Origin of the sequence: Streptomyces sp. NPDC044984 (assembly GCF_040646935.1) — a bacterium.
Classification (GTDB): domain Bacteria; phylum Actinomycetota; class Actinomycetes; order Streptomycetales; family Streptomycetaceae; genus Streptomyces.
Genome location: NZ_JBEZBE010000026.1, coordinates 47,384 through 70,587, shown reverse-complemented (window position 1 = coordinate 70,587; position 23,204 = coordinate 47,384). Strand labels below are relative to the sequence as shown.

The window sequence follows — 23,204 nt, the reverse complement described above, 5'->3', positions numbered from 1 at the left end:
TGCCGAGAACCATTGCTTGGGAAGGGGGCACGGCCGAATGCCGGAGGACGCGGTGGGCGCGGTGGGCGCGGTCGGGGACCGACTGGCACCGGTGCTGCGGCAGGTCCGCGCGGGCAACGGTTTCGAGGAGGCGCTGGAGCAGATCCTCCAGGTGGTGCGGCTGGGTCTGGTGGCGGGCGGGGAGCGGCTGCCGGCCGAGCGGGAGCTGGCGGAGCGGCTGGGGATCAGCCGGGTGACGCTGCGCGAGGTGCTGAAGGTGCTCCAGGACCAGGGCCTCGTGGAGTCGCGGCGCGGCCGGTACGGCGGAACGTTCGTGCTGCCCCGTCCGACGGACACCGGCGAGGAGGAGCTGCGGCGGCGGATCGCCGGGGTCGACATCGAGGACGTGCTGCGCTTCCGTGAGGTGCTTGAGGTGGGCGCGGCGGGCCTGTGCGCGGCGCACGGGCTGGCAAAGGAGCAGGCGGCGCGGCTGCGCGAGGCCCTGTCCGGCACGCGGGAGGCGCCGCTGGCGGAGTACCGGCGTCTGGACACGCTGTTCCACCTCACCCTGGCGGAGCTGTGCGGCTCGCCGACGCTGACCGCGCAGTACGCGGCGGTACGGGCGACGGTGAACGACCTGCTGGACTGCATCCCGCTGCTGGTGCGCAACCTGGAGCACTCCCAGCGGCAGCACACCGCGCTGGTCGAGGCCGTGCTGGAGGGGGACGCGGACGGGGCGCGGGAGGTGATGCGCGAGCACTGTGCGGGGACGGCCGCGCTGTTGCGGGGGTTCCTGGCGTGAAGGTCCTCGGGGGTGGGCACGGTTTACCGGGGATCGACGCAGAGGGCTTGCGCTGACGCCGTTCACGCCGCGAGGGTATGGGCCCACAAAGGTCTGGATCCGTTCCATTGCCCCCTCCGTCGCCGCCCCTTGGGGAGTCGCCTCGTGAGCCTTCCGTCCGCTTCCCATGAGTCCGCCGGTGAGGCGGACGACTACCTCGAACGCAGGAGGCTGCGCCGCGGCAGCGCCGGCTGGCTGCTGCTGACCGGCCTCGGCGTCGCCTACGTCGTGTCCGGGGACTACTCGGGCTGGAACTTCGGCCTGGCCGAGGGCGGCTTCGGCGGCCTGGCGATCGCCATGGTGCTGATGGGAGCCATGTACACCTGCATGGTCTTCGCCCTCGCCGAGCTGTCCTCGATCCTGCCCACGGCCGGTGGCGGCTACGGCTTCGCCCGCCGGGCGCTCGGACCGTGGGGCGGTTTCCTCACCGGGACCGCGATCCTCATCGAGTACGTCCTCGCGCCCGCCGCGATCTCCATCTTCATCGGGGACTACGTCGAGTCGCTGGGCCTGTTCGGGCTGGAGTCCGGCTGGCCGGTGTACCTGGCCTGCTTCGTGGTCTTCATCGGCATCCACCTGTGGGGCGTGGGCGAGGCGCTGCGCTTCAGCTTCGTCGTGACGGGCATCGCGGTGGCGGCGCTGGTGGTGTTCGCGCTCGGTGCGCTGCCCGGGTTCGACGCCTCCTCGCTGGACGACATCCCGGTGGATTCCTCCGCGTTCGGTGCGAACTCCTGGCTGCCGATGGGGCTGCTGGGCATCTGGGCGGCGTTCCCGTTCGGCATGTGGTTCTTCCTGGGCGTGGAGGGCGTACCGCTGGCCGCCGAGGAGACCAGGGAACCGGCCCGTACGCTGCCGAGGGCGATCCGCTGGTCCATGGGCATCCTGGTGGTGCTGGCCGTGGTGACCTTCTTCGCGGCGGCCGGGGCACGGGGCTCGGCCGCGGTCCAGGACGCGGGCAACCCGCTGGTGGAGGCTCTCCAGCCGGACGGCGAGGCGACGGCGCTGAGCCGGGTCGTGAACTACGCGGGCCTCGCGGGACTGGTCGCCTCGTTCTTCTCGCTGATCTACGCCGGTTCACGCCAGCTGTTCGCGCTGTCCCGCGCGGGCTACCTGCCGAGGTTCCTCTCCCTCACCAGCAGCCGCAGGGCGCCGTACCTCGGTCTGCTGGTGCCCGGCGCGATCGGCTTCGCGCTGGCCGCCGGGTCGGGCGACGGCGCCCGCATGCTGAACATCGCCGTGTTCGGCGCGACGATCTCGTACGCGCTGATGTCCCTGTCGCACATCGTGCTGCGCCGCCGGGAGCCGGAGCTGCCGCGGCCGTACCGCACGCCGGGCGGGGTGCTCACCTCGTCGGTGGCGCTGGTGCTGGCCTGCGCGGCGCTGGTGGCGACGTTCCTGGTGGACGTGACGGCGGCGTTCATCGCGCTGGCGGTGTACATCGTGGCGGTGGCGTACTTCGGGCTGTACAGCCGCAAGCACCTGGTGGCGAAGGCGCCGGAGGAGGAATTCGCGGCGCTGGCGGCGGCCGAGGCGGAGTTGTCACGGGACTGAGGCACGGGAAAGGTGATCGGCATGACGGCCAGGCCACTCATCGGCATCAGCACGTACGCGGAGTCCGGTGTGCGCTGGGGGGTGTGGCGGCTGGACGCCGCGCTGCTGCCGGCCGGCTATCCGCGGCTGGTGCAGCGGGCGGGCGGACTGGCCGCGATGCTCCCGCCGGACGCGCCGGAGCGGGCGGCGGCGACCGTGGCCCGGCTCGACGGCCTGGTCGTCGCGGGCGGCCCGGACGTGGAACCCGTCCACTACGGCGCCGAGCCCGATCCGCGCACCGGGCCGCCCGCCCGGGCCAGGGACGCCTGGGAACTCGCCCTGATCGAGGCGGCCCTGGACCGCGGGATCCCGCTGCTGGGGATCTGCCGGGGCATGCAGCTGCTGAACGTCGCCCTGGGCGGCACCCTGGTCCAGCACATCGACGGCCACGCACCGGCCCCGGGCGTCTTCGGCCACCACCCGGTCAAGCCGGTCCCGGGCACGCTCTACGCCGGCATCGCCCCGGAACAGACCTCCGTACCGACCTACCACCACCAGTCGGTGGACCGCCTGGGCAAGGACCTGACCCCCTCGGCCCACGCGGAGGACGGCACGGTGGAAGCCGTCGAACTCCCGGGACCCGCGTGGGTCCTGGGCGTCCAGTGGCACCCGGAGATGGGCGAGGACGTACGCGTCATGCGTGCGCTGATCGCCTCCGCAATCCGCGGGCAGTCGTGCCGCTGGGGCGGCGCGGGTGGGCGGTGGGGGTCCCCCCGCTCGAGCGAAGCCGAGAGTGGGGGAGGCACCTTGTAAGCGCCGGGCTGCGCAACCCCACCCCCGCCCAGCCACAACAAGGCTCACCCCCGCGTCAACGACAACAGATCCCGCGCCGGCCCGGTCGGCCGGTGCCCCGTCGGCCACACCGCACGCAAATCACGAGCAAGGGCGATCCCGTTCACCGGAATCCGCACCAGCCGCCGCATCGCCAGCTCCTCCCCCACCGCGAGCTCGCTCAACACCGCCGGCCCCGCCCCGCCCACCGCCGCCGCCTTCACCGCCGTGGTCGAGGACAACTCGATCAACGGCCGGGCCAACCCGCCCAGCGCGGCGTCCAGCACCTGCCGCGTCCCGGACCCCTTCTCCCGCAGGATCAACGGCGTACTCGCCAGCTCCTCCGCCGCGAGCGGCCGCCGCCGACGGGCCCACGCGTGCGACGGCGCGGCCACCACGATCAGCCGGTCGTGGGCGATCACCACCGAGTCCAGTCCGCCCGGCACCGTGAGCCCTTCCACGAACCCCACGTCCGCCTCCCCCGACAGCAACCGCTCCGCCACCGCCGCCGAGTTCCCGGCCAGCAGCGACACCGCCGTGTCCGGCCGGTCCGCGCGCAGCGCGAGCAGCCAGCCCGGCAGCAGGTACTCGGCGATCGTCATGCTCGCCGCCACCCGCAGCCGCGAGTCCCTGCGGTCCCGCAGCGCCTGCGCGCCCACGTCGAAGGCCTCCGCCGCCTCCACGATCCGCCGCGCCCAGTCGGTGACCAGCGCCCCCGCGTCCGTCAGCCGTGACCCGCGCGGCGACCGGTCCACCAGGGCCACGCCGAGCTGCCGTTCCATCGACCGGATCCGGCTGCTGGCGGCGGGCTGGGTGATGCCCAGCTCCCGCGCCGCCCCGCCCAGACTCCCCAGCCGCGCCACCGCCAGCAGCAGCTCCAGCGCCCCGAGGTCCGGCACTCGGTGGGCCAGGGCCCCCGGGCTCGCGGAGCGGTGCCCGGGATGGTCGTGGTCGTCCGTTCTGCTCATAAGCCCAGCTTATGCCGCCATAGAGGGGGGCTCCCTGGTGGCGGCGCCCCGCCGGTCCGACCGTATGACCATGGTCACCGCAACCCGGCCCCTGCCACCCCTCCCCCGTGCCACCGCACGGCCCCCGCGTGCCGACGCCCTCCGTCACCTCGGACCCAACTGGTACGCCTGCGTCATGGGCACCGCCGTCGTCGCCGGAGCGGGCGCCGCGCTCCCCGTGCACGCGTCCGGCTGGCGCCCCGCCCTCACCGCCGTCTGGGCGCTGTCCCTCGTCCTCCTGACGGTGCTGCTCGCCGCCCGCGCCCTGCACTGGGCCCGCCACCGCGACCGGGCCCGCGCCCACCTCCTCGATCCCGCCGTGGCCCCCTTCTACGGCTGCCTCTCCATGGCCCTGCTGGCCGTCGGCGGCGGCGCCCTGACACTCGGACGGGACTGGATCGGGCTGCGCGCGGCCGTCGTCCTCGACGCCGTGCTGTTCACCGCCGGCACGGCCGTCGGGCTGGCCGCCGCCGTGGCCGTCCCGTACCTCATGGCCGTACACCACCGGGTGACGGCGCGGGAGGCGACGCCCGCCTGGCTGCTGCCGCTGGTCGCGCCCATGGTGTCCGCCGCGCTCGGCCCCCTCCTGGTGCCGTACCTCCCGGCGGGCCAGCCCCGCGCGACCCTGCTGCTGGCCTGCTTCGCGATGTTCGGGCTCAGCCTGCTGGCGACCCTGATCACGCTGCCGCTGGTCTTCGGCCGGCTGCTCACCGGCGGTCCGCCGCCCCTCGCGCTCACCCCGACGCTGTTCCTGGTGCTCGGACCGCTCGGCCAGTCCACGACCGCGGCCGGCGCCTTCGCGGACGTGGCGCCGGGGGTGGTGCCGGCGCCGTACGACGAGGGGTTCGAGGTGTTCGCCGTCCTGTACGGGGTGCCCGTCATGGGCTTCGCTCTGCTGTGGCTCTGCCTCGCCTCCGCCCATGTCCTCCGGGCACGGCGGCAGGGGATGCGCTTCGCGATGACGTGGTGGTCGTTCACCTTCCCGGTGGGCACCTGCGTCACCGGTGCCGGTGCCCTCGCCGCGCACACCGGGCTGGTCGTCTACGACGCGCTGGCGTTCGCCCTGTACGCCCTGCTGGCGGGGGCCTGGGCCGTCGCCGCCCGGCACACGGCGCGCGGCCTGTTCAGCGGCGCGCTGCCCGCAGGGCCCGCCCCAGCACCTCCGGGGCCCCGGCCAGCGACGGACCGTACCAGGTGAGGTGCCGGCCGTCGACGAGTGCGCAGGGCAGCCCGGGGAAGGCCTCCGGGCCGTCGTCGGCGGTGAAGCGGTAGGGCTCGTCGGGGAGCACGACGAGGTCCGGGTCCGCCGCGCGCAGCGCGTCGAGCGGGACGCGCGGATAGCGCTCCGGGTGGTGCGCGTACAGGTGGTCGACGCCGAGGCGGGAGAGCAGGTCGCCCGCGAAGGTGTCCCGGCCCAGCACCGTCCAGGGCCGCCGCCAGACGGGCACGACCGCCGTCCGGCGCTCCGCGGGCGGGGGCAGGGCCGCCCAGGCGGCCTCGGCCTCGTCCAGCCAGCGGGGGCGGGCGGGCACCCCGCACGCCGTGAGCACCCGGTCCAGCTCGTGGAAGGCCTGGGGCAGCGTCCGCACCTCGGTCACCAGGACGTCGAGGCCCGCCGCGCGCAGGGCCGCCAGGTCGCTCCCGCGGTTCTCCTCCTCGTTGGCGACCACCAGCTCGGGGCCGAGCGCGACGATCCGGTCCACCTTCGGGTTCTTGGTGCCGCCGACGCGTACGACGTCCAGCCCGGCCGGACGCGTGCACCAGTCGGTGGCGCCGGCCAGGGAGCCGGGGGCGGAGAGCGCCACGGCCTCCGTCAGCGACGGGACGAGGGAGACGACCCTGACGGGACTCATCGGCGCGGCTTGTCCCGCAGCGCCTCGATGTGGTCGGCGACGGCGACGACCAGCAGCCGTGTCTCCGGGACCGTGGCCCGCCAGCGGTGCCGGACGCCTCCGGTGAGGTACAGGGTGTCGCCGCGGCCGAGACGGTACGCGCGGCCCTCCGCCTCGATCTCCACGGCGCCGTCCGCCACGTACATCAACTGGTCGTTGCGGAACTGGAGTTCACGGCCGGCGTCATGGTCGCCGGTGAATTCGGAGGCGTGCATCTGGTGGTGGCCGCGCACCAGGGAGCGCACCTGCGGTTCCGCCCACGGCTCGGCGCCCTCGGCGCGGACGACGTCCACGCTGCACGCCGGGTCGGCGGCGGCGAGGAGCTCCACGGCGGTGGTGCGCAGGGCGTCGGCGACCTTCTCCAGGGAGCTCTGGCTGGGACGCGCCCTCTCGTTCTCGATCTGGCTGAGGAACGGGACCGACAGGCCGCTGCGCTCGGCCACGACGGCGAGGGTGAGGTCCAGCGCGCGGCGTCGCCGCCGCACGGCCGCGCCCACCCGCAGGGGCTGTTCCTTGTGGTCGCCCATCGCTCCGGCTCCCTCCTCCGCCGATCGTCCCGCGCCCCGCGCACCGCCGGTCCGGCGCACTCCTTTTCGTGAGTTGTCTGCACCCTACGCATGTTCGGCAAACCGTTTCAGGCGCCTGCCACGTCGCCGTCACACACGACCGGCGCCGACCCGCCAGTTCGCGCCAGTCGCCCCACGGGCCCCTCGTTCCTCCCGCGTGCGCGACAAAGGGTGTTCCCGCCATTGTTCCCCTCACCCGGCGGAAGGTCACGGGGGAGGTTCGAGGAGGTTCGGGGAGAACATCGCGCTGCGTGGTTGTCCGGATTCCTACCGTGCTCCCGCCCGGCTCCGGACGTGCCCGAGGGACGCTCCGGACATGCCGGAGGGGCGGGCCCGGCCGCGCCGTCAGGTGCGGGTCCGGGCCCGCCCCTCGGGGGCGGCCGGTACGGCGGTTACCGCGGGGTCATCCGCTCCACCATGTCCGGGTGCTCCTCCAGCCAGGCGGCGACGGCCTCCTCCTCGTGGCCCTGGCCGCGGTCCTTGATCTCGGCCTCCAGGGTGCCGAGCTCGTCCTCGCTCATCCGGAAGCCCTTGATCCACTCGGTGAGCTGCGGATACTGCTCCGGGAACTTCTCGCTGGCGATGGTGCGGATCGTGTTGCCCTCGCCGAAGGCCTTCTTGGGGTCCTTCAGCTTGGTCAGCTCGTAGTCGCTGTACGCCCAGTGCGGTGACCACAGGGTGACCGCGATGGGCTCCTTCTCGGCGAGGGCGCGCTTGAGCTCGGCCAGCATCGCCGGCGTGGAGCCGTCGACGACCTCGTACTCGTCCTCCAGGCCGTAGCCGGGCATGACCTCGTTCTTGAGCAGCTGCATCTCCCCGGTACCGGGCTCGATGCCGATGATCCGCCCGTCGAAGAGGTCGGCCTTGCCCTTGAGGTCCGCCAGGGACTCGACGTCCTTGACGTAGGAGGGGACGGCGATCTCCAGCGAGGTGGGTTCGTACCAGGTGCCCAGGTCGGTGAGCTTGTCCTTGTTCTTGTCCCAGTAGTTCTTCTGCGCGTACGGCAGCCAGGCGTCGAAGTTGAGGTCGAGGTCGCCGGAGGCGAGGCCGGTGTAGACCGGGCCGACGTCCATCTGCTTGAGGTTCAGCCGGTAGCCGCGCCGCTCGAGGACGTTCTTCCACAGGTAGGTGACGGCGACGTCCTCCTCCCAGGGGAACCAGGCCACGTCCAGCGGGCGCTTCGCCTCGGCCGGGGTGGCGCCGGAGCCGGACGCGACCGGGGCCAGCTCGTCGACGACGCCCGGGTTGGCCTTCAGCCAGGTCCGGACGGCGTCCTGCTGCCCGCCCTTGCCGGCCTTGTTGATCTCGGCTTCCAGGCCGGTGAGTTCCTCCTCGGTCATCGAGAAGTCCTTCAGCCACTTCCCGACGAGCGGGTTGTCGTCGGCGAAGCCCTTGCGCGACACCGTGTGCACGCCGTCGCCCTTGCCCCAGCTGCCCTTGGGGTCCTCCAGCTTCTTCAGGTCGTAGTCGCTGTACGCCCAGTGCGGCGACCAGAGGGTGACGACGACCGGTTCCTTCTTGCCGTAGGCCCGCTTGAGCTCGGCCAGCATCGCCGGCGTGGAGCTGTCGACGACCTCGTACTCCTGGTCCAGGCCGTACTCCTTGAGGACCTTGCTCTTCAGCAGGCCCATCATTCCGGCGCTGGACTCGATGCCGGTGATCTCCCCGCCGAAGACGGACGCCTTGCCCTTGAGGTCCTCCAGGCTGTCGACGTCCTCCATGTACGCCGGGACGGTCAGCTCCAGCGACGTCTCGCCGTACCAGGAGCCGAGGTCGTCGAGCCGCTTGCCGTACTTCTTCCAGTACGCCTCGTGGGTGGTGGGCAGCCAGGCGTCCGTCTGGAAGTCGACGTTGCCCTGCGCGAGGGCGGTGTAGAGCGGGCCGGCCTCGAACTGCTCGGCCTCGACCTCGAAACCGCGCCGCTCCAGGATCTCCTTCCACAGGAAGGTGGAGGCGACGCCCTCGTCCCAGGGGATGTAACCGATGGTGATCTTCTTGCCGTCGCCGACCTTCTCGCCGCCGGCGGTGCTCCCGGAGCCTCCGCCGCTGCCGCCGAAGATCCCCATGCCGCCCGCGACCAGGGCGAGGACGACCACACCGACCACGGCGACCTGCGGGCGGGGCCGGTAGGACCAGATCCTCAGCCCCTGCGCGGCGCGCGCCTTGGCGGCGGCGCGGCGGCCGAGCGGGGAGACCTGGGTGCCCAGGGCGCTGGTCATGCGGTCCAGGTAGATCGCCAGGATGACGATGGCGATGCCGGACTCGGCGCCAAGACCGATGTTGAGCTGCCCGATGGCCTCGATGACCGCGCCGCCGAGTCCGCCGGTGCCGACCATGCCGGCGATCGCGGCCATGGACAGGCCCAGCATGATGACCTGGTTCACGCCCGCCATCACCGTGGGCAGTGCCAGCGGCAGCTGCACGCGCAGCAGGGTGTTGCGGGGCGTGGTGCCGAACGCCTCGGCCGCCTCGACCAGCTCCTTGTCGACCTGGCGGATGCCCAGCTCGGTCATGCGCACGCCCGGGGCGAGCGCGAAGATCAGGGTGGCGACGATGCCCGGGGCGGAGCCGGTCCCGAAGAACAGGATCGCCGGGATGAGGTAGATCATCGCGGGCAGCGTCTGCATGAAGTCCAGGACCGGCCGGACCACGGCGCTGACCCGGTCGGAGCGGGCCGCCCAGATGCCCACCGGCACCGATATGACCAGCGCGATCACCGTGGCGACGATGACCAGCGACAGCGTCACCATCGAGTCCTCCCACAGTTCGAGGGAGTCCAGGAAGGCGAAGCCGGCGAAGGTGAGGACACCGGCGAAGGTGCCGCGCAGCCAGAAGGCGATCACCGCGAAGATGCCGCAGAGGATCAGCGGTTCGGGGGCCTGGAGGACGGCGTTGACGCCGTCGTAGGCGCCGGTGAAGACGATCTTGAAGAAGTCGAACAGCCAGGTGACGTTGGCGAGCAGCCAGTCGACGGCGCTGTTGACCCAGTCGCCGAGCGGAATCCTAGGCACGGGCCATCACCTTCTCGCCGCCCTTGTCGCGCGGGGTGTCGCAGACGCCGGGATCGGCCTCCTCGTCGCCGAGGAAGCCGACGAGGCGCTGCCGGGGCACGACCCCGACGAGCGCGTCCTCCTGGTCGAGCACCGCCACGGGGTGCGGGACGCGGGCGCTGATCGCGCACAGGTCGGTGAACGGCGTGTCGGGCGTCGCGGTCTCGCAGCCGCAGTCGGCCTCGTCGCCGCGGACCTCGCGCTCCATCACGGCGCCGGCGGTGAGTACGCGGGAGCGGTCGACGTCCTGGGTGAAGGAGGCGACGTAGTCGTTGGCGGGGCGGATCAGGATGTCTTGCGCGGTGCCGATCTGCACGATGCGGCCGTCGCGCATCACCGCGATCCGGTCGCCCAGGCGCATGGCCTCGTTGAGGTCGTGGGTGATGAAGACGATCGTCTTCTTCAGGGTCTTCTGCAGTTCGAGCAGCTGGTCCTGCATGTCGCGGCGGATCAGCGGGTCGAGGGCGCTGAAGGACTCGTCCATCAGCAGCAGGTCGGCGTCGGTGGCGAGCGCGCGGGCGAGCCCCACGCGCTGCTGCATGCCGCCCGACAGCTCGTCCGGCCACGACTTCTCCCAGCCGGCCAGGCCGCACAGGGCGAGCGCCTCGTCGGCGCGGCGTTCGCGCTCGGCGCGGGGCACGCCCTGCACTTCAAGACCGTAGGCGGCGTTGTCACGGACGCTGCGGTGCGGGAACAGCGCGAAGTGCTGGAAGACCATGCTGATCTTCTTGGACCGGACCTGGCGCAGCTCCCGGTCGGGCAGCGCGGTCAGGTCCTGGCCGTCGAAGCGCACGTGTCCTGCGGTGGGCTCCAGCAGGCCGTTCAGCATCCGCAGCAGGGTGGACTTGCCGGAGCCCGACAGGCCCATGACCACGAAGATCTCGCCCGGCTCCACCGTGAACGAGGCGTCGATGACGGCGGCGGTGGTGCCGTCGGCGCGCAGTTCCTCCCGGTCGGTCTCCTTCTGGCGCAGTCGTTCGACCGCCTGGTCCGGTCGTCTGCCGAACACCTTGAACAGATGCTCGGCCTCAAGCCTGGATGACACGCGTACCTCTTGTCTCGACGGCAATGGCAGGAGCGATGCCCGGCGGACGGCTCACACGGCCCACGACAGTTGAATCTGTAACCGGCATCGCTCCGGGGCCGCGCCTCCCCGGTTTTGCACAGGACAAACGTTTTGGTGTGGTGCCTCACACAGGTGGCGCAGGACGCAACTCATCGCGCATCACGCACTCGCGCGCTTCTGCGGAGCGCTGTCAGCGGTGTGCGGCATGATGCGGGACGTGACCGGACGACTGATGCTTCTCGACACCGCCTCCCTGTACTTCCGTGCCTACTTCGGCGTCCCGGAGTCCGTCAGGGCCCCGGACGGCACGCCGGTGAACGCCGTGCGCGGACTGCTCGACTTCATCGACCGCCTGGTGAAGGACCACCGGCCGGACCACCTGGTGGCCTGCATGGACGCCGACTGGCGCCCGAAGTGGCGGGTGGAGCTGATCCCCTCCTACAAGGCGCACCGCGTCGCCGAGGAGCGCGCGGCGGGCCCGGACGAGGAGGAGGTGCCGGACACGCTGTCCCCGCAGGTACCGGTCATCGAGAGCGTGCTCGACGCGGTGGGCATCGCGCGGGTGGGGGTCGCCGGGTACGAGGCGGACGACGTGATCGGCACGTTCACCGCCCGCGCCGACGGGCCGGTCGACATCGTCACCGGCGATCGCGATCTGTACCAGCTGGTGGACGACGCGCGCGGGGTGCGCGTGCTGTATCCGCTGAAGGGCGTCGGCACGCTCCAGATCACCGACGAGGCCGCGCTGCGCGAGAAGTATGGGGTGGACGGCGGAGGGTACGCGGATCTGGCACTGCTGCGCGGCGATCCGAGCGACGGTCTGCCGGGCGTGCCGGGCATCGGGGAGAAGACGGCGGCCAAGCTGCTGGCCGAGTTCGGCGACCTGGCCGGGATCCTGGCGGCCGTGGACGACCGGCAGGCCAGGCTCACGCCGTCGCAGCGCAAGCGTCTGGACGAGGCGCGGCCGTATCTCGCGGTCGCCCCCAAGGTCGTCCGGGTCGCGGACGACGTCCCGCTCCCGGACGTCGACACGGCGCTGCCGCGCGGGCCGCGCGACCCGGCCGGGGCGGAGTCCCTGGCCGCCCGATGGGGCCTGGGCGGCTCGCTGCAGCGCCTGCTGACGACCCTCTCGGCGTGAGCCGCACACATCACTGAACCGGACGGAGTCTCCGCCGACGAGGTGTCGACCGGGATCGAGGTGCTAACTTAGGTAACCCTAACTGTGACAGCTGGGAGGCTCCTCATGGCAGAGCGACCGGTACGCGCCCCGCGCGCGCCGCACACCGCCGAGGTCGTCCGCACCGAGCGGCTGACCCCGCACATGCAGCGCGTGGTGCTCGGTGGTGAGGGGCTCTCCGATTTCTCGGCGGACACCTGCACCGATCACTACGTCAAGCTGCTGTTCCCGGCCGCGGGGGCGGCGTATCCGGAGCCCTTCGACCTCCAGCGCATCCGCGAGGAGTTCCCGCGCGAGCAGTGGCCGGTGACCCGGACGTACACGGTGCGGCAGTGGGACGCCGAGCACCGTGAGCTGACCCTGGACTTCGTGGTCCACGGCGACGAGGGCCTGGCGGGTCCCTGGGCGGCGAACGTCCGGCCGGGCGAGGTCGTCCGGTTCATGGGTCCCGGCGGCGCCTACGCGCCCGACCCGGCGGCCGACTGGCACCTGCTCGTCGGCGACGAGAGCGCGCTGCCCGCGATCGCCCGCTCGCTGGAGGCTCTGCCGCACGGTGCCAGGGCGTTCGCCTTCGTGGAGATCTCCGGCCCCGACGAGGAGCAGAAGATCGACTCCGATGTGGAGGTCCGCTGGCTGCACCGCGGCGGCCGGCCCGTCGGCGAGGCCCTGGTGGAGGCCGTCCGGGATCTCGACTTCCCGGAGGGCCGGGTGCACGCCTTCGTGCACGGTGAGGCCCACTTCGTGAAGGAGCTGCGTCGGCTGCTGCGGGTCGAGCGCGGCATCCCGCGCGAGGACCTGTCGATCTCCGGTTACTGGCGGCTCGGCCACAACGAGGACGGCTGGCAGGCTTCCAAGCGCGAGTGGAACGCCCGCATCGAGGCCGAACAGGAAACCACGAACACCTCCGCCTGACGAGCTCGCGGCAACGCCTGCGGCAGGCGGGCCGGGGCCGCACCGTCAGCGGCTACCGCCCGCCGCTCCCGCGCTCCCGCGGGCAGTCGTGCCGCTGGGGCGGCACGGGTGGGCGCGACGGCACCCCGCAAGCGCCGGGCCGCGCGAACACCCCCCGGCCCGCACCAACACGGCGCACCCACCAAACACCGGCCCGCACCAACACGGCGGCACCCCGCCAACGCCGACCCCGCGAACCCACCCCCGCCCCACCCCGACGCCCCACACATCCGCCGAACGGGGGAACCACACCCCGTCCCCCCGGGCACGGCGGCGTGGCGAGCCCATGAGAGCGGACCCCTGCCGCAGGATCCGGGCGCGTGGCACACACCTTCGACGAACTCGTGGCCAAGCAGCGCGCGGCGGACGAGGCGCACGCCCTGGTCCAGCGACTGCGGGACGCCTACGGCCCGCCCAACCGGACCAAGTGGAGCGGGCACCAGACCAGCACCTGGGAGACCGCCTGGCGGGCCTGGCGCGACCTCGCCCGTGACGTCCGCCTCGCGGTGACCGAGTACGCCCGGGCCGAGGGCAGACCGCTCCACGAGATCGAGGCGGAGCTGAAGCGGGCGACCGGGGACCACGACTGAGCGGCCCCGTACGCTTGCCCGGTGTGAGACGCAGACGGCCGATTCCGCCCCCTCCCCTGCCGCAGCGCGACGGTGTGGACCCGGTGCGGGTGCGACTGCCCGCCGATACCCGGTGGGCCACGGTGCGGGAGCATCTGGTGCAGCGGCTCTCGGCCGGCCCCGGGGTCGTGGACGGGATGTTCGCCGCGGGGCTGATCGTCGGGGCGGACGGGCGGGCCGTACCGGCGGACACACCGTACGCACCCGGCATGTGCGTGTGGTTCCACCGGGAGCCGCCCGCCGAGGTGCCGGTGCCGTTCCCGCTGGAGGTCGTCCACCGGGACGAGCACATCGTCGTCGTCGACAAGCCCCACTTCCTGGCCACCACCCCGCGCGGCGGCCACGTCACCCAGACCGCGCTCGCCCGGCTCCGCCGCGAGCTGGGCGTCCCGGAACTCGGCGCCGCGCACCGCCTCGACCGGCTCACCGCGGGCCTGGTGCTGTTCACGGTGCGACCCGAGGAGCGCGGCGCGTACCAGACGCTGTTCCGCGACCGGCGCGTGCGCAAGGAGTACGAGGCCGTCGCGCCCCACGATCCGCGGCTGGAGCTGCCCAGGACCGTGCGCAGCCGGATCGTGAAGGAGCGCGGGGTGCTCACCGCCCGGGAGGTCGAGGGCGAGCCCAACGCGCTGACGCGTGTGGAGCTCGCCGCCCACCGCCCGGACGGCCTCGGCCGGTACCGGCTGGTACCCGGCACCGGGCAGACCCATCAGTTGCGGGTGCACATGGCCGCCCTGGGCGTGCCGATCCTCGGCGATCCGCTGTACCCCGAGGTGACCGGCCCCGTCCCGGCCGGTGACTTCCGGCGTCCGCTGCAGCTGCTCGCGCGGGCCCTTGAGTTCACCGACCCGGTGACGGGGGTGGAACACCGGTTCACCAGTGGCCGGGTGCTCGCGGCCTGGTCCTCGTACGAGGACTGGGCGGCCGGTCAGTAGCCGCGCCACCAGCGCAGGAAGCGCTGCCACGCGTTCCGCGGCGGGGCGGGTTCCGTCACCGGCGGGGGCGGCGGCGCCGGCACGGGCGGCTCGACGTGCGGCTCGGGCGGCACCGGGGCCGTGGCGGCCGGCCCGGTCCCCGGCCGGGCGTGGCCGATGTGCCAGTCCTGCTGCGGGGGCGCGTCGTTCTCGTGGCTGGGCCGCTGCGTCACGTCCTGCTGCGGCCGGGGCGTGAAGTGGACGGGCAGTTCCACGAGGTGGCGTGAGGCGATGGACTCGGTGAAGGACAACTCCTCCTCGTCGATGCTGAGCTCCACGTCGGGCAGCCGCATGAGCAGGGCGTCGACACCGACTTCGGCGATGGTGCGGCCGATGTCCTGACCGGGGCACTCGTGCGGGCCGCCGCCGAAGGCGAGGTGCGAGCGGTTGCCCTGCATGTCGGCGGTCGGGTCGGGGCGCACGCGTGGATCGACGTTGGCCGGCGCGGGCGCGAACAGCAGGCCGTCGCCCTTGCGGATGCGCTGGCCGCCGAGCTCCGTGTCCTGTTTGGCGAAGTAGGCGAAGATGGTGCTGAACGGCGGCTCGTCCCAGAGCAGTTGCTCCACCGCCTGGGGCACGGTCATCTGGCCGCCGTTGAGCTGGGAGCGGAAGCGCGGGTCGATCAGCACCTGGCGCAGCACGTTGGCCAGGAGGTTGGCGGTGGCCTCGTAGGCGGCGATCAGCACCACTCTGAGGTGCTGGCTGACCTCGTCGTCGGTCAGCCCGGCCGGGTGGGCGATGAGGTGGCCGGTGAAGTCGTTCAGCGGCTCGGCACGGCGGCGGGCGGTGAGGCGCTCCAGGGCCCCCATGACGTAGGCGTTGCTGGCGATCGCGGTCTCGGTGCCCCGGATCATGTCACGGGCGGCCTCGACCATCCGGTCGTTGTACTCGTCGGGCATGCCGAGGACGTGGCACATCACGGCCATCGGCAGGTGCTCGGCGTACTGGCCGACCAGCTCGGCCTCGCCCGCCTCGCAGAACCGGTTGACGACGCGCTGGACGCTGCGGTTGACGTGCCGGCGCAGCCCGCGGAAGTCGGTGGCCGCCACGGCGGCGTCGATGGCGCCGCGCAGCCGCTTGTGCTCGTCGCCCTCGGCGTGCGCGCACATCGGCTGCCAGGCGATGTGCGGCATCAGCGGGTGGTCGGGCTTGACCAGGCCGGCCGTGAGCGGGGACCAGATGCGGCTGTCCTTGCAGTACTGCGCGGGGGTGCGGACCAGTTGCTGGCTCTCGGCGTGGCCGAGGACCACCCACATCGGCAGGTCGTCGTGGATGAGCACCGGTGCCACCGGGCCGTGTTCGGCGCGCAGGGTCTCGTACAGCTTCCTCAGGTCCTCCGACTCGTGCAGCCGGCTCAGCCCGCCGGGGCCCAGGCCGTGCGCGGGGCAGCCGGGGGGCGGGCCGGGCCGGGACGCGTCCGTGCCGGTCGGGGAGTCTCCCGTCAGGGAGTTCGGTTCAGGCGTCACAGTGGTCGCTCCGAGGGGAAAGCGGGGTGTGGGCGGGGAGGGGTCCGGGTTCAGGTGAGCGAACCCGTCATGGCGAGGGAGTGCAGGAACCGCATCAGGGTCATCAGGACGTCGCGGCTGGAGGCGCGGCGCCGCACATCGCACTCCAGGATGGGGATCTGCTCGGACAGGTCGAGGGCGGACCGCAGGTCCTCGATGGGGTAACGCGGGCCGTCGGGGAATGAGTTGACCGCGACGACGAACGGCACGCCGCGCTCCTCCAGTCGCCCCATGACGTCGAAGCTGACCTCGAGGCGACGGGTGTCGACGAGTACGACCGCGCCGAGCGCCCCCTCGAACAGCCCGTTCCACAGGAACCAGAAGCGTTCCTGGCCCGGGGTGCCGAAGAGGTACAGCACCAGCTGGTCCGTGATCTTGATGCGGCCGAAGTCCATGGCGACGGTGGTGGCCGTCTTGGACGCGGAACCGAAGTTGTCGTCGACCCCGATGCCGGCCTGGGTCATGGTCTCCTCGGTGGTCAGCGGTTTGATCTCGCTGACCGAGCCGACCATGGTCGTCTTGCCGACGCCGAATCCGCCGACGATGACGATTTTCACCGCGGCCTGTGCCGTGTGCGGCAGCTGATCCTCGGCCCGGGGTCCCGGGATGGTCTCAGAGCCTTTGAAGTCCATGCATCACCGCTTCGAGAAGGGAACGGTCGGGGAGCGCCTTGCGGACGATGGACGAGCGCGCCTGGACCAGTTCCGCCGTCAGCATCTCGGTGAGCAGCACGGTCACCACGCTGAACGGCAGGCTGAGGTAGGCCGACAGTTCGGCCACGGACAGGGGTGCGACGCAGAGCCGGAGCAGCGCCGCCTGCTCGGGGGTGGCGGAGGGCGGGGGGTCCGGGGAGCGGGCCACGATCAGCGTCACGAGGTCGATGTCCGCCCGTTCGCCGTCCGGGCCCGCGACGACGTACAGCCGCTCGGGGTTGCCGCCCTCACCCTCCTTCTTGGCCGGTCCGGCCGGCTGCGGAGAGGGGCCGTCCTGGGGGGAGCGCCTCTGGCGTTGCGGAGGAGTCATACGGGCTGCCCGTTCCGTCGGGGCGGACTGGTCAGATGGGCGCCGATGCGGACGACGAGGTCGCGCATCATGCCGCCCATGCGGCCGGGTTCGCAGGTCATGTCGGAGAGCACCGCGAGATAGGCGTTGGCTCCGGCCGCCATCAGGTAGAAGTAGCCCTCGTCGATCTCGATGAGCACCATCTTCATCTCGCCGTTTCCGTACGGGAGTTCTTGGGCGACGGCCCCGGCGAGGCTCTGCACGCCCGCGCAGGCGGCGGCGACCCGGTCGGCGGCGTCCGGTTCACCGCCGTAGCGGGCGATGCGCAGACCGTCGGCGGAGAGCACCACGATCATCTCGACGCCGGGTACGCCGTCGGCGAGCTCCTTGAGCATCCAGTCGAAGTTGGCTCGTTGCTGGATCACTTGAGGTCCCCCTCGTCATCGGCCTCGGTGCGGGCCGGTTCGTTGATGAGATGCAGGTAGGCGGTGGGGTTGCGGGTGAAGTCGGTGGGGTGGACGCCCGGGTCGAGGCCCTTCTTCATGCCCTCCCAGAAGGCGTCGACCCACAGCCCGGGTTCGCGGTCGTTCCGCTTCTTCTCGGGTTCGGGAGTGGCCCAGATGTCGTGGTACTCCTCGCCCCGTTCCCTGGCCTCCCGCTCGGCCCGTTCGGCCGCGGCCTGCTCGGCGTACCGCTGGGCCAGCGGGGTCTTCACCCGGCTGCGGCGCTGCGGCAGGCCGCCCGCGGTCCACTCGGTGACCTCGGGGACGTCGTCCTCCATGAGGACCGTGTCGGGGATGCGGGGGCTGGTGGGGCGGCGCTTCTTGGGTGTGCGCTCGGGGCCCGGGAGGGCGTCGACCGGGCGGGGCACGGCGGTCGCCCCGATGCCGTGGGCGAGGCCCACACCGGGCTCGTCGGTGATCATCTCGCTCGGTACGACGAGGACGGCGCGCACCCCGCCGTAGGCGGAGGCGCGCAGCGAGACCTGCATGTTGAACGCGGTGCAGAGCCGGCCGACGACGGCGAGGCCGAGGCGCGGGTTGGCCCCGATCTCCTGGAGGTCGACGCCCCGCTGGGCCTGCTCGAGCATCCCCTCGATACGGGCCCGGGCCTGCTCGTCGAGGCTGACTCCGGCGTCCTCGATCTCGATGGCGACACCGGTCTGCACCTCGGTGGCGGTGACGCTGACCTTGCTGGTCGGCGGCGAGTAGCGGGTGGCGTTGTCGAGGAGTTCGGCGGCGGCGTGGATGACCGGTTCGACGTAGATGCCCTTGATGTTGATCTTGGCGATCGACTTCAGGTCGATGCGGCGGTACTCGAGGATGCGGGACATGGCGCCGCGCAGCACGCTGTAGAGGGCGACGGGCTTGGGCCACTGGCGTCCGGGACGGCCGCCGCCGAGAACGGAGATGGAGTCGGCGAGGCGGCCGATCAGCGCGGTGCCGTGGTCGATGCGCAGCAGGTCGTCGAAGACCTCGGGGTTGCGGCCGTGGTCCTCCTCCATCTCCCGGAGCTCCTTGGCCTGCTGGTGGACGATCGCCTGGACGCGGCGGGCGATGCTGACGAAGGAGCGCTGGGAGGAGTCGCGCAGGTTCTCCTCGTCGTCGATGATCTTCAGCATCGTCCTGAGCAGGTCGATCTGGTACTTCGGCAGGTCGCGCCAGGCCGGGTTGAGCCGGGGCAGGCCGCGGATCACCTCCTCGGGGTCGTTGCCGCTGTGCAGGTAGTCGAGGGTCGCGGGGATGACCTGGTTGGTGAAGTACTGCGTCTCCGTGTCATGGGCGGCGATCCGGGACTCCAGGTACGCACGGTGACGGTCGTGTTCGGCCTGCGCCTCCCGCAGCACACGGCCGCGGCGCACCGCCTCGGTCGCGGCGGCGGTCACCAGCAGGGTCGCGACGGCGCCGCACACGCCGACGGCGATCCGGGCGGGCTCCGCCACCAGGGCGACGGCGGCCCCGGTCGCCGCGGCCATCACTATGGCCGGCAACAACAGCACGCGTGTGTAAGGAAGTTGGACACTCGCCATGTGAGCCTTCTGAAACGAATCGACTGACGGTCGGGAAACGTGCACATAGGGGAACAAGCGCACGAATTCATCTCAACCCGGTGCGCTGCGGGCGAGCTTAGTCCGACCGGATCATCGCGATGTCATATTCGGCAAGTGCCGGAAATGGCCCCTGGGACAGGAGTACGCTGAGGTCGTTTACACACCGTGCGACTGTTCGAACACAGTGCGTCACCACGATCGGGCGTGCGAGAACCACTCACCGTCACGGGTGAGGAAGGTCCCGGGCTCCGTGATCCTGCCCATGAAACCGGGCGGTGACGCCTCCGATGAGAGCGCACGGAAGGCAGAAGCCCGGCGCGCACGGGGCGCACCGGGCTTCTCCGGGGGCTCAGGGCCGGGCGGTTCAGCCCACGGACGAGTAGGCGACCACGCCGCGCAGCAGTCCGTCGACCGCCTTGCGGGCGTTCCTGGCGACCGTCGAGCCCTCGGCGGACGGCGCCGCTGCCGAGATCTGCCCCAGCACGTCGATGACCTGCTTGCACCAGCGCACGAAGTCGCCGGCCGGCATCTCCGCCTCGCGCAGCACCTCGTCCAGGCCCTTGCCCGAGGCCCACATGTGGGCGGCCCAGGCGAAGCCGAGGTCGGGCTCGCGCTGGCCCACGCCCTCGGTCTGGCTGATCCGGAAGTCCTCCTCCAGGGCGTCCAGCCGGCCCCAGATGCGGACCATCTCGCCGAGCGCCGCCTTCGCCCGGCCCGAGGGCAGCTTGGGCGCCATCGCGTCGTCGGCGGCCCGGGCCTCGTACACCAACGCCGACACGCACGCGGCGAGTTCGGCTGGAGCCAGCCCCTCCCAGACGCCCTCGCGCAGGCATTCGCTGGCCAGCAGGTCGAGTTCGCCGTACAGCCGGGCCAGCCGCTTGCCGTGTTCGGTGACCTCGTCGCCGCGCAGATAGTCCATCTCGGTCAGCAGCCCGACGATCCGGTCGAAGGTGCGGGCGATGGTGTTCGTCCGGCCCTCGATACGGCGCTCCAGCTGCGAGGTGTCGCGCAGCAGCCGGTGGTAGCGCTCGGCCCAGCGGGCGTGGTCCTCACGGTCCTGGCAGCCGTGGCACGGATGCGCCCGCAGCGCCTTGCGCAGCCGCGCGATCTCCCGGTCGTCGACCGCCTCGGACCGCCTCTTGCGGTGCCGCTCCGGCGTGATGTGCCCGGCCTTGGTGCGCAGGGCGGAGGCGAGGTCCCGGCGCGACTGCGGGGAACGCGGGTTGAAGGACTTCGGGATCCGCATCCGCTCCAGCGCCTCGACCGGCACCGGGAAGTCGATCGACGCCAGCCGCTTCACCTGCCGCTCCGCGGTCAGCACCAGCGGGCGCGGACCGTCGTACTGGTCGAAGCCCCGGTGGCCGTTGGAACGTCCCGCGGGCAGCCCCGGGTCGAGCACCAGCGCCAGGCCCGCGTACTTGCCGGTGGGTACGTGGATGACGTCACCGGGCTTCAGCTTCTCCAGCGCGACGGCGGCCTCCGCGCGCCGCTGGGACGCGCCCTGCCGGGCCAGCTCGTTCTCCCGGTCCTTCAGCTCGCGGCGCAGCCGCGCGTACTCCTCGAAGTCGCCGAGGTGGCAGGTCATGGAGTCCTTGTAGCCCTCCAGGCCCTCCTCGTTGCGCTGCACCTGCCGGGAGATGCCGACGACCGACTTGTCCGCCTGGAACTGCGCGAACGACGTCTCGAGGAGCTCGCGCGAGCGGTGCCGGCCGAACTGCTCGACCAGGTTGACCGCCATGTTGTACGACGGCTTGAAGCTGGACCGCAGCGGATACGTGCGCGTGCCGGCCAGCCCCGCCAGGTGCTCGGGGTTCATGGCGCGCTGCCACAGCACGACCGCGTGCCCCTCGACGTCGATGCCGCGCCGGCCGGCCCGGCCGGTCAGCTGGGTGTACTCGCCGGGGGTGATGTCGGCGTGCTGCTCGCCGTTCCACTTGACGAGCTTCTCCAGGACCACCGAGCGGGCGGGCATGTTGATGCCGAGCGCGAGGGTCTCGGTCGCGAACACGGCCTTCACCAGGCCGCGCACGAACAGCTCCTCGACGACCTCCTTGAACGTCGGCAGCATGCCCGCGTGGTGGGCCGCGATGCCGCGTTCCAGGCCCTCCAGCCACTCGTAGTAGCCCAGGACGTGCAGGTCCTCGGCCGGGATGGAGGCGGTGCGCTCCTCGACCAGGGAACGGACCTGGGCCCGCGCCTCCTCGTCGTTGAGCCGGAGCCCCGCGTACAGGCACTGCTGGACGGCGGCCTCGCAGGCGGCGCGGCTGAAGATGAAGGTGATGGCGGGCAGCAGGCCCTCGGCGTCCAGCCGCTCGATGACCTCGGGCCGGCTCGGCGTCCACACGCGCGAGCGCTGCCGGCGCTCCCGCTCCCGGTCGGCCTCGCGCATGTTGTCCCGTCCGCGCTTGCGGTCGCCCCAGGAGGGGCGGCTCGCCTCCAGGCGCGCCATGCGCGTGAGGTCCGGGTTGACGGCCCTCTTGCGGCCCTCCCCCTCCTCGAACAGGTCGTATATCCGGCGTCCCGCGAGCACGTGCTGGAACAGCGGCACGGGCCGGTGCTCGGAGACGATCACCTGGGTGTCACCGCGGACGGTGTCCAGCCAGTCGCCGAACTCCTCCGCGTTCGACACCGTCGCCGACAGTGACACCAGGGTCACGGACTCGGGGAGATGGATGATCACTTCCTCCCAGACGGCACCGCGGAAGCGGTCCGAGAGGTAGTGCACCTCGTCCATCACCACGTAGCCGAGGCCGAGCAGGGTCTGCGACCCGGCGTACAGCATGTTCCGCAGCACCTCGGTGGTCATCACGACCACCGGGGCGTCGGAGTTGACGCTGTTGTCGCCGGTGAGCAGGCCCACCTTCGCCGTGCCGTAGCGGCGGCACAGGTCGGCGTACTTCTGGTTCGACAGCGCCTTGATGGGTGTCGTGTAGAAGCACTTCTTGCCCTGCTGGAGGGCGAGGTGGACGGCGAACTCGCCGACGATCGTCTTGCCGGAGCCGGTGGGCGCGGCGACCAGCACGCCCTTCCCCGCCTCGAGCGCCTGGCAGGCCTCGATCTGGAAGGGGTCGAGGCCGAAGTCGTACATCTCGCGGAAGGAGGCGAGCGCGGTGGCCTGCTCGGCAGCGCGCCTGCGTGCTGCCGCGTACCGCTCGGCCGGTGAGAGGTCCTCTGTCATCGTGCTTTCGAGCGTACCGGGCCGCACCGACAACAGGACGATCATTATCCGGAACCGTCCCGGTGGGCGGCGGAAGCCGCCCGGATCAGGGTCCCACGACCCGCAGGGCGCCCGGCACGCACCGCGCGGTCAGCGGCAGCGGCCCCACCGGCTCCCCGTCCGCGTAGCCGGTGACCTGCTCGGCGGCCAGCTCCACGCTCGCCGCCCGCAGCACGGTGATCGCGGGGTGGCCGACGTGCGTCCCCCGGTACACCCTCGGGAACACCCGCAGCAGGGTGGCCCGGCTGCACTCGCCGACCACCGTGATGTCGAACAGCCCGTCGGTGAGATCCGCTCCGGGGCATATCCGCATGCCACCGCCGTACGACGGCCCGTTCCCGACGGCCACCAGCGTCGCCTCGACCTCGCGGACCTCGCCGCCGTCGAGGGTGATCCGGTACGGCAGCGGCCGGAAGGCGGCCAGCTCGGCGACGATCGCCAGGTCGTACTTGAAGCGTCCGAGGGGCAGCCGCACCCGGTTGCCGCGGTCGTTGACCCGGGAGTCGAAGCCGGAGGCGAGCACGGCGCCGAACCAGCGGTCGCCGACCCGGCCGAGGTCGATGTCGCGGACCCGGCCGCACTTGAGGGCGTCGGCGATCATCCGGCCGGCCGCGGCCGGTTCCCGCAGGGGCATGCCGAGCGCGCGGGCGAAGTCGTTGCCGGTTCCCGCGGCGACCAGGCCGAAGGGGGTGCCGGTGCCGACGACGGCCTGCAGGGCGAGGTTCGCCATGCCGTCGCCGCCGACGGCGATCAGGGCTCCGGTGCCCTCCTCGACGGCGGCACGTGCCCGGGCCAGGGCGTCCCGCGGGTCGTCGCCGAGCACGGTCCGCACCGAGAAACCGGCGTCCCGCAACGCGGAAGCGGCCGGCCGCGCCGCGCGGGCGCCCCGGCCGCGGCCCGCGGTGGGGTTGACGAAGAGGGTGATCTCGCTGGTCAC

The 23,204-nt window shown here is 72.3% G+C and carries 20 protein-coding genes; 8 read left to right on the top strand and 12 right to left on the bottom strand.

Annotated features, from left to right (window positions below):
• The first annotated feature begins 37 nt into the window (after positions 1-37).
• The 3 genes from AB0A94_RS26210 to AB0A94_RS26200 all read left to right on the top strand — a co-directional run bounded on the left by AB0A94_RS26210 (position 38) and on the right by AB0A94_RS26200 (position 3,163).
• Entirely contained in the window at positions 38-781 is a 744-nt protein-coding gene (locus AB0A94_RS26210) for an FCD domain-containing protein (RefSeq protein ID WP_361748162.1), read from the top strand.
• A gap of 144 nt (positions 782-925) precedes the next feature.
• Positions 926-2,371, top strand: coding sequence for an ethanolamine permease (gene eat / locus AB0A94_RS26205; protein ID WP_361748160.1), 1,446 nt, complete (start codon positions 926-928; stop codon positions 2,369-2,371).
• A gap of 21 nt (positions 2,372-2,392) precedes the next feature.
• Positions 2,393-3,163 carry a gamma-glutamyl-gamma-aminobutyrate hydrolase family protein gene (locus tag AB0A94_RS26200; protein WP_361748157.1) on the top strand — a complete coding sequence of 257 codons (771 nt, stop codon included), beginning with the start codon at positions 2,393-2,395 and terminating at the stop codon, positions 3,161-3,163.
• Positions 3,164-3,207: 44 nt separating this feature from the next.
• Here AB0A94_RS26200 and AB0A94_RS26195 read toward each other — a convergent pair whose 3' ends face one another.
• Positions 3,208-4,149, bottom strand: coding sequence for a LysR family transcriptional regulator (locus AB0A94_RS26195; protein WP_361748155.1), 942 nt, complete (start codon positions 4,147-4,149; stop codon positions 3,208-3,210).
• A gap of 70 nt (positions 4,150-4,219) precedes the next feature.
• On the opposite strand from AB0A94_RS26195, the gene AB0A94_RS26190 reads away from it, so the two are divergent.
• Positions 4,220-5,386, top strand: coding sequence for a TDT family transporter (locus tag AB0A94_RS26190; protein ID WP_361748153.1), 1,167 nt, complete (start codon positions 4,220-4,222; stop codon positions 5,384-5,386).
• Here AB0A94_RS26190 and AB0A94_RS26185 read toward each other — a convergent pair.
• The 4 genes from AB0A94_RS26185 to AB0A94_RS26170 form a co-directional block, all read right to left on the bottom strand.
• On the bottom strand, positions 5,313-6,041 hold the full coding sequence (locus tag AB0A94_RS26185; RefSeq protein ID WP_361748151.1) for a helical backbone metal receptor: 729 nt from the start codon (positions 6,039-6,041) through the stop codon (positions 5,313-5,315). The genes AB0A94_RS26190 and AB0A94_RS26185 overlap by 74 nt on opposite strands.
• Positions 6,038-6,607 carry an XRE family transcriptional regulator gene (locus AB0A94_RS26180; RefSeq protein ID WP_217130265.1) on the bottom strand — a complete coding sequence of 190 codons (570 nt, stop codon included), beginning with the start codon at positions 6,605-6,607 and terminating at the stop codon, positions 6,038-6,040. The genes AB0A94_RS26185 and AB0A94_RS26180 overlap by 4 nt, the downstream gene beginning before the upstream one ends.
• A gap of 431 nt (positions 6,608-7,038) precedes the next feature.
• Entirely contained in the window at positions 7,039-9,657 is a 2,619-nt protein-coding gene (locus AB0A94_RS26175) for an ABC transporter permease/substrate binding protein (RefSeq protein ID WP_361748149.1), read from the bottom strand.
• Positions 9,650-10,741 (bottom strand): betaine/proline/choline family ABC transporter ATP-binding protein, encoded by a 1,092-nt coding sequence (locus tag AB0A94_RS26170; RefSeq protein WP_361748147.1) that lies wholly within the window; start codon positions 10,739-10,741, stop codon positions 9,650-9,652. The genes AB0A94_RS26175 and AB0A94_RS26170 overlap by 8 nt, the downstream gene beginning before the upstream one ends.
• Positions 10,742-10,994: 253 nt before the next feature.
• Here AB0A94_RS26170 and AB0A94_RS26165 point away from each other — a divergent pair, with 253 nt between their 5' ends.
• The 4 genes from AB0A94_RS26165 to AB0A94_RS26150 all read left to right on the top strand — a co-directional run bounded on the left by AB0A94_RS26165 (position 10,995) and on the right by AB0A94_RS26150 (position 14,454).
• Positions 10,995-11,900, top strand: coding sequence for a 5'-3' exonuclease (locus AB0A94_RS26165; protein WP_361748256.1), 906 nt, complete (start codon positions 10,995-10,997; stop codon positions 11,898-11,900).
• A 105-nt stretch (positions 11,901-12,005) separates the two neighbouring features.
• On the top strand, positions 12,006-12,851 hold the full coding sequence (locus AB0A94_RS26160; RefSeq protein ID WP_361748145.1) for a siderophore-interacting protein: 846 nt from the start codon (positions 12,006-12,008) through the stop codon (positions 12,849-12,851).
• A gap of 359 nt (positions 12,852-13,210) precedes the next feature.
• Positions 13,211-13,480, top strand: a complete 270-nt coding sequence (locus tag AB0A94_RS26155) for a hypothetical protein (protein WP_361748143.1) — start codon at positions 13,211-13,213, stop codon at positions 13,478-13,480.
• Between the two features lie 23 nt (positions 13,481-13,503).
• Positions 13,504-14,454: an RluA family pseudouridine synthase gene (locus AB0A94_RS26150; RefSeq protein ID WP_361748142.1), complete on the top strand. Its 951-nt coding sequence runs from the start codon at positions 13,504-13,506 to the stop codon at positions 14,452-14,454.
• On the opposite strand, the gene AB0A94_RS26145 is transcribed toward AB0A94_RS26150, so the two are convergent.
• The 7 genes from AB0A94_RS26145 to AB0A94_RS26115 form a co-directional block, all read right to left on the bottom strand.
• Entirely contained in the window at positions 14,448-15,959 is a 1,512-nt protein-coding gene (locus AB0A94_RS26145) for a cytochrome P450 (protein ID WP_361748140.1), read from the bottom strand. The two genes, AB0A94_RS26150 and AB0A94_RS26145, sit on opposite strands and share 7 nt — an antisense overlap.
• Positions 15,960-16,009: 50 nt before the next feature.
• Positions 16,010-16,630 carry an ATP/GTP-binding protein gene (locus AB0A94_RS26140; protein WP_361748138.1) on the bottom strand — a complete coding sequence of 207 codons (621 nt, stop codon included), beginning with the start codon at positions 16,628-16,630 and terminating at the stop codon, positions 16,010-16,012.
• Positions 16,611-17,021: a DUF742 domain-containing protein gene (locus AB0A94_RS26135; protein WP_361748136.1), complete on the bottom strand. Its 411-nt coding sequence runs from the start codon at positions 17,019-17,021 to the stop codon at positions 16,611-16,613. The genes AB0A94_RS26140 and AB0A94_RS26135 overlap by 20 nt, the downstream gene beginning before the upstream one ends.
• Positions 17,018-17,425 carry a roadblock/LC7 domain-containing protein gene (locus AB0A94_RS26130; protein ID WP_217130283.1) on the bottom strand — a complete coding sequence of 136 codons (408 nt, stop codon included), beginning with the start codon at positions 17,423-17,425 and terminating at the stop codon, positions 17,018-17,020. Before AB0A94_RS26130 ends, AB0A94_RS26135 begins: the two co-directional genes overlap by 4 nt.
• Positions 17,422-18,999 (bottom strand): ATP-binding protein, encoded by a 1,578-nt coding sequence (locus tag AB0A94_RS26125; RefSeq protein WP_361748134.1) that lies wholly within the window; start codon positions 18,997-18,999, stop codon positions 17,422-17,424. Before AB0A94_RS26125 ends, AB0A94_RS26130 begins: the two co-directional genes overlap by 4 nt.
• 415 nt (positions 19,000-19,414) lie before the next feature.
• Positions 19,415-22,273 carry a DEAD/DEAH box helicase gene (locus AB0A94_RS26120; protein ID WP_361748132.1) on the bottom strand — a complete coding sequence of 953 codons (2,859 nt, stop codon included), beginning with the start codon at positions 22,271-22,273 and terminating at the stop codon, positions 19,415-19,417.
• 40 nt (positions 22,274-22,313) lie between these two features.
• On the bottom strand, positions 22,314-23,204 hold the full coding sequence (locus AB0A94_RS26115; RefSeq protein WP_361748130.1) for a diacylglycerol kinase: 891 nt from the start codon (positions 23,202-23,204) through the stop codon (positions 22,314-22,316).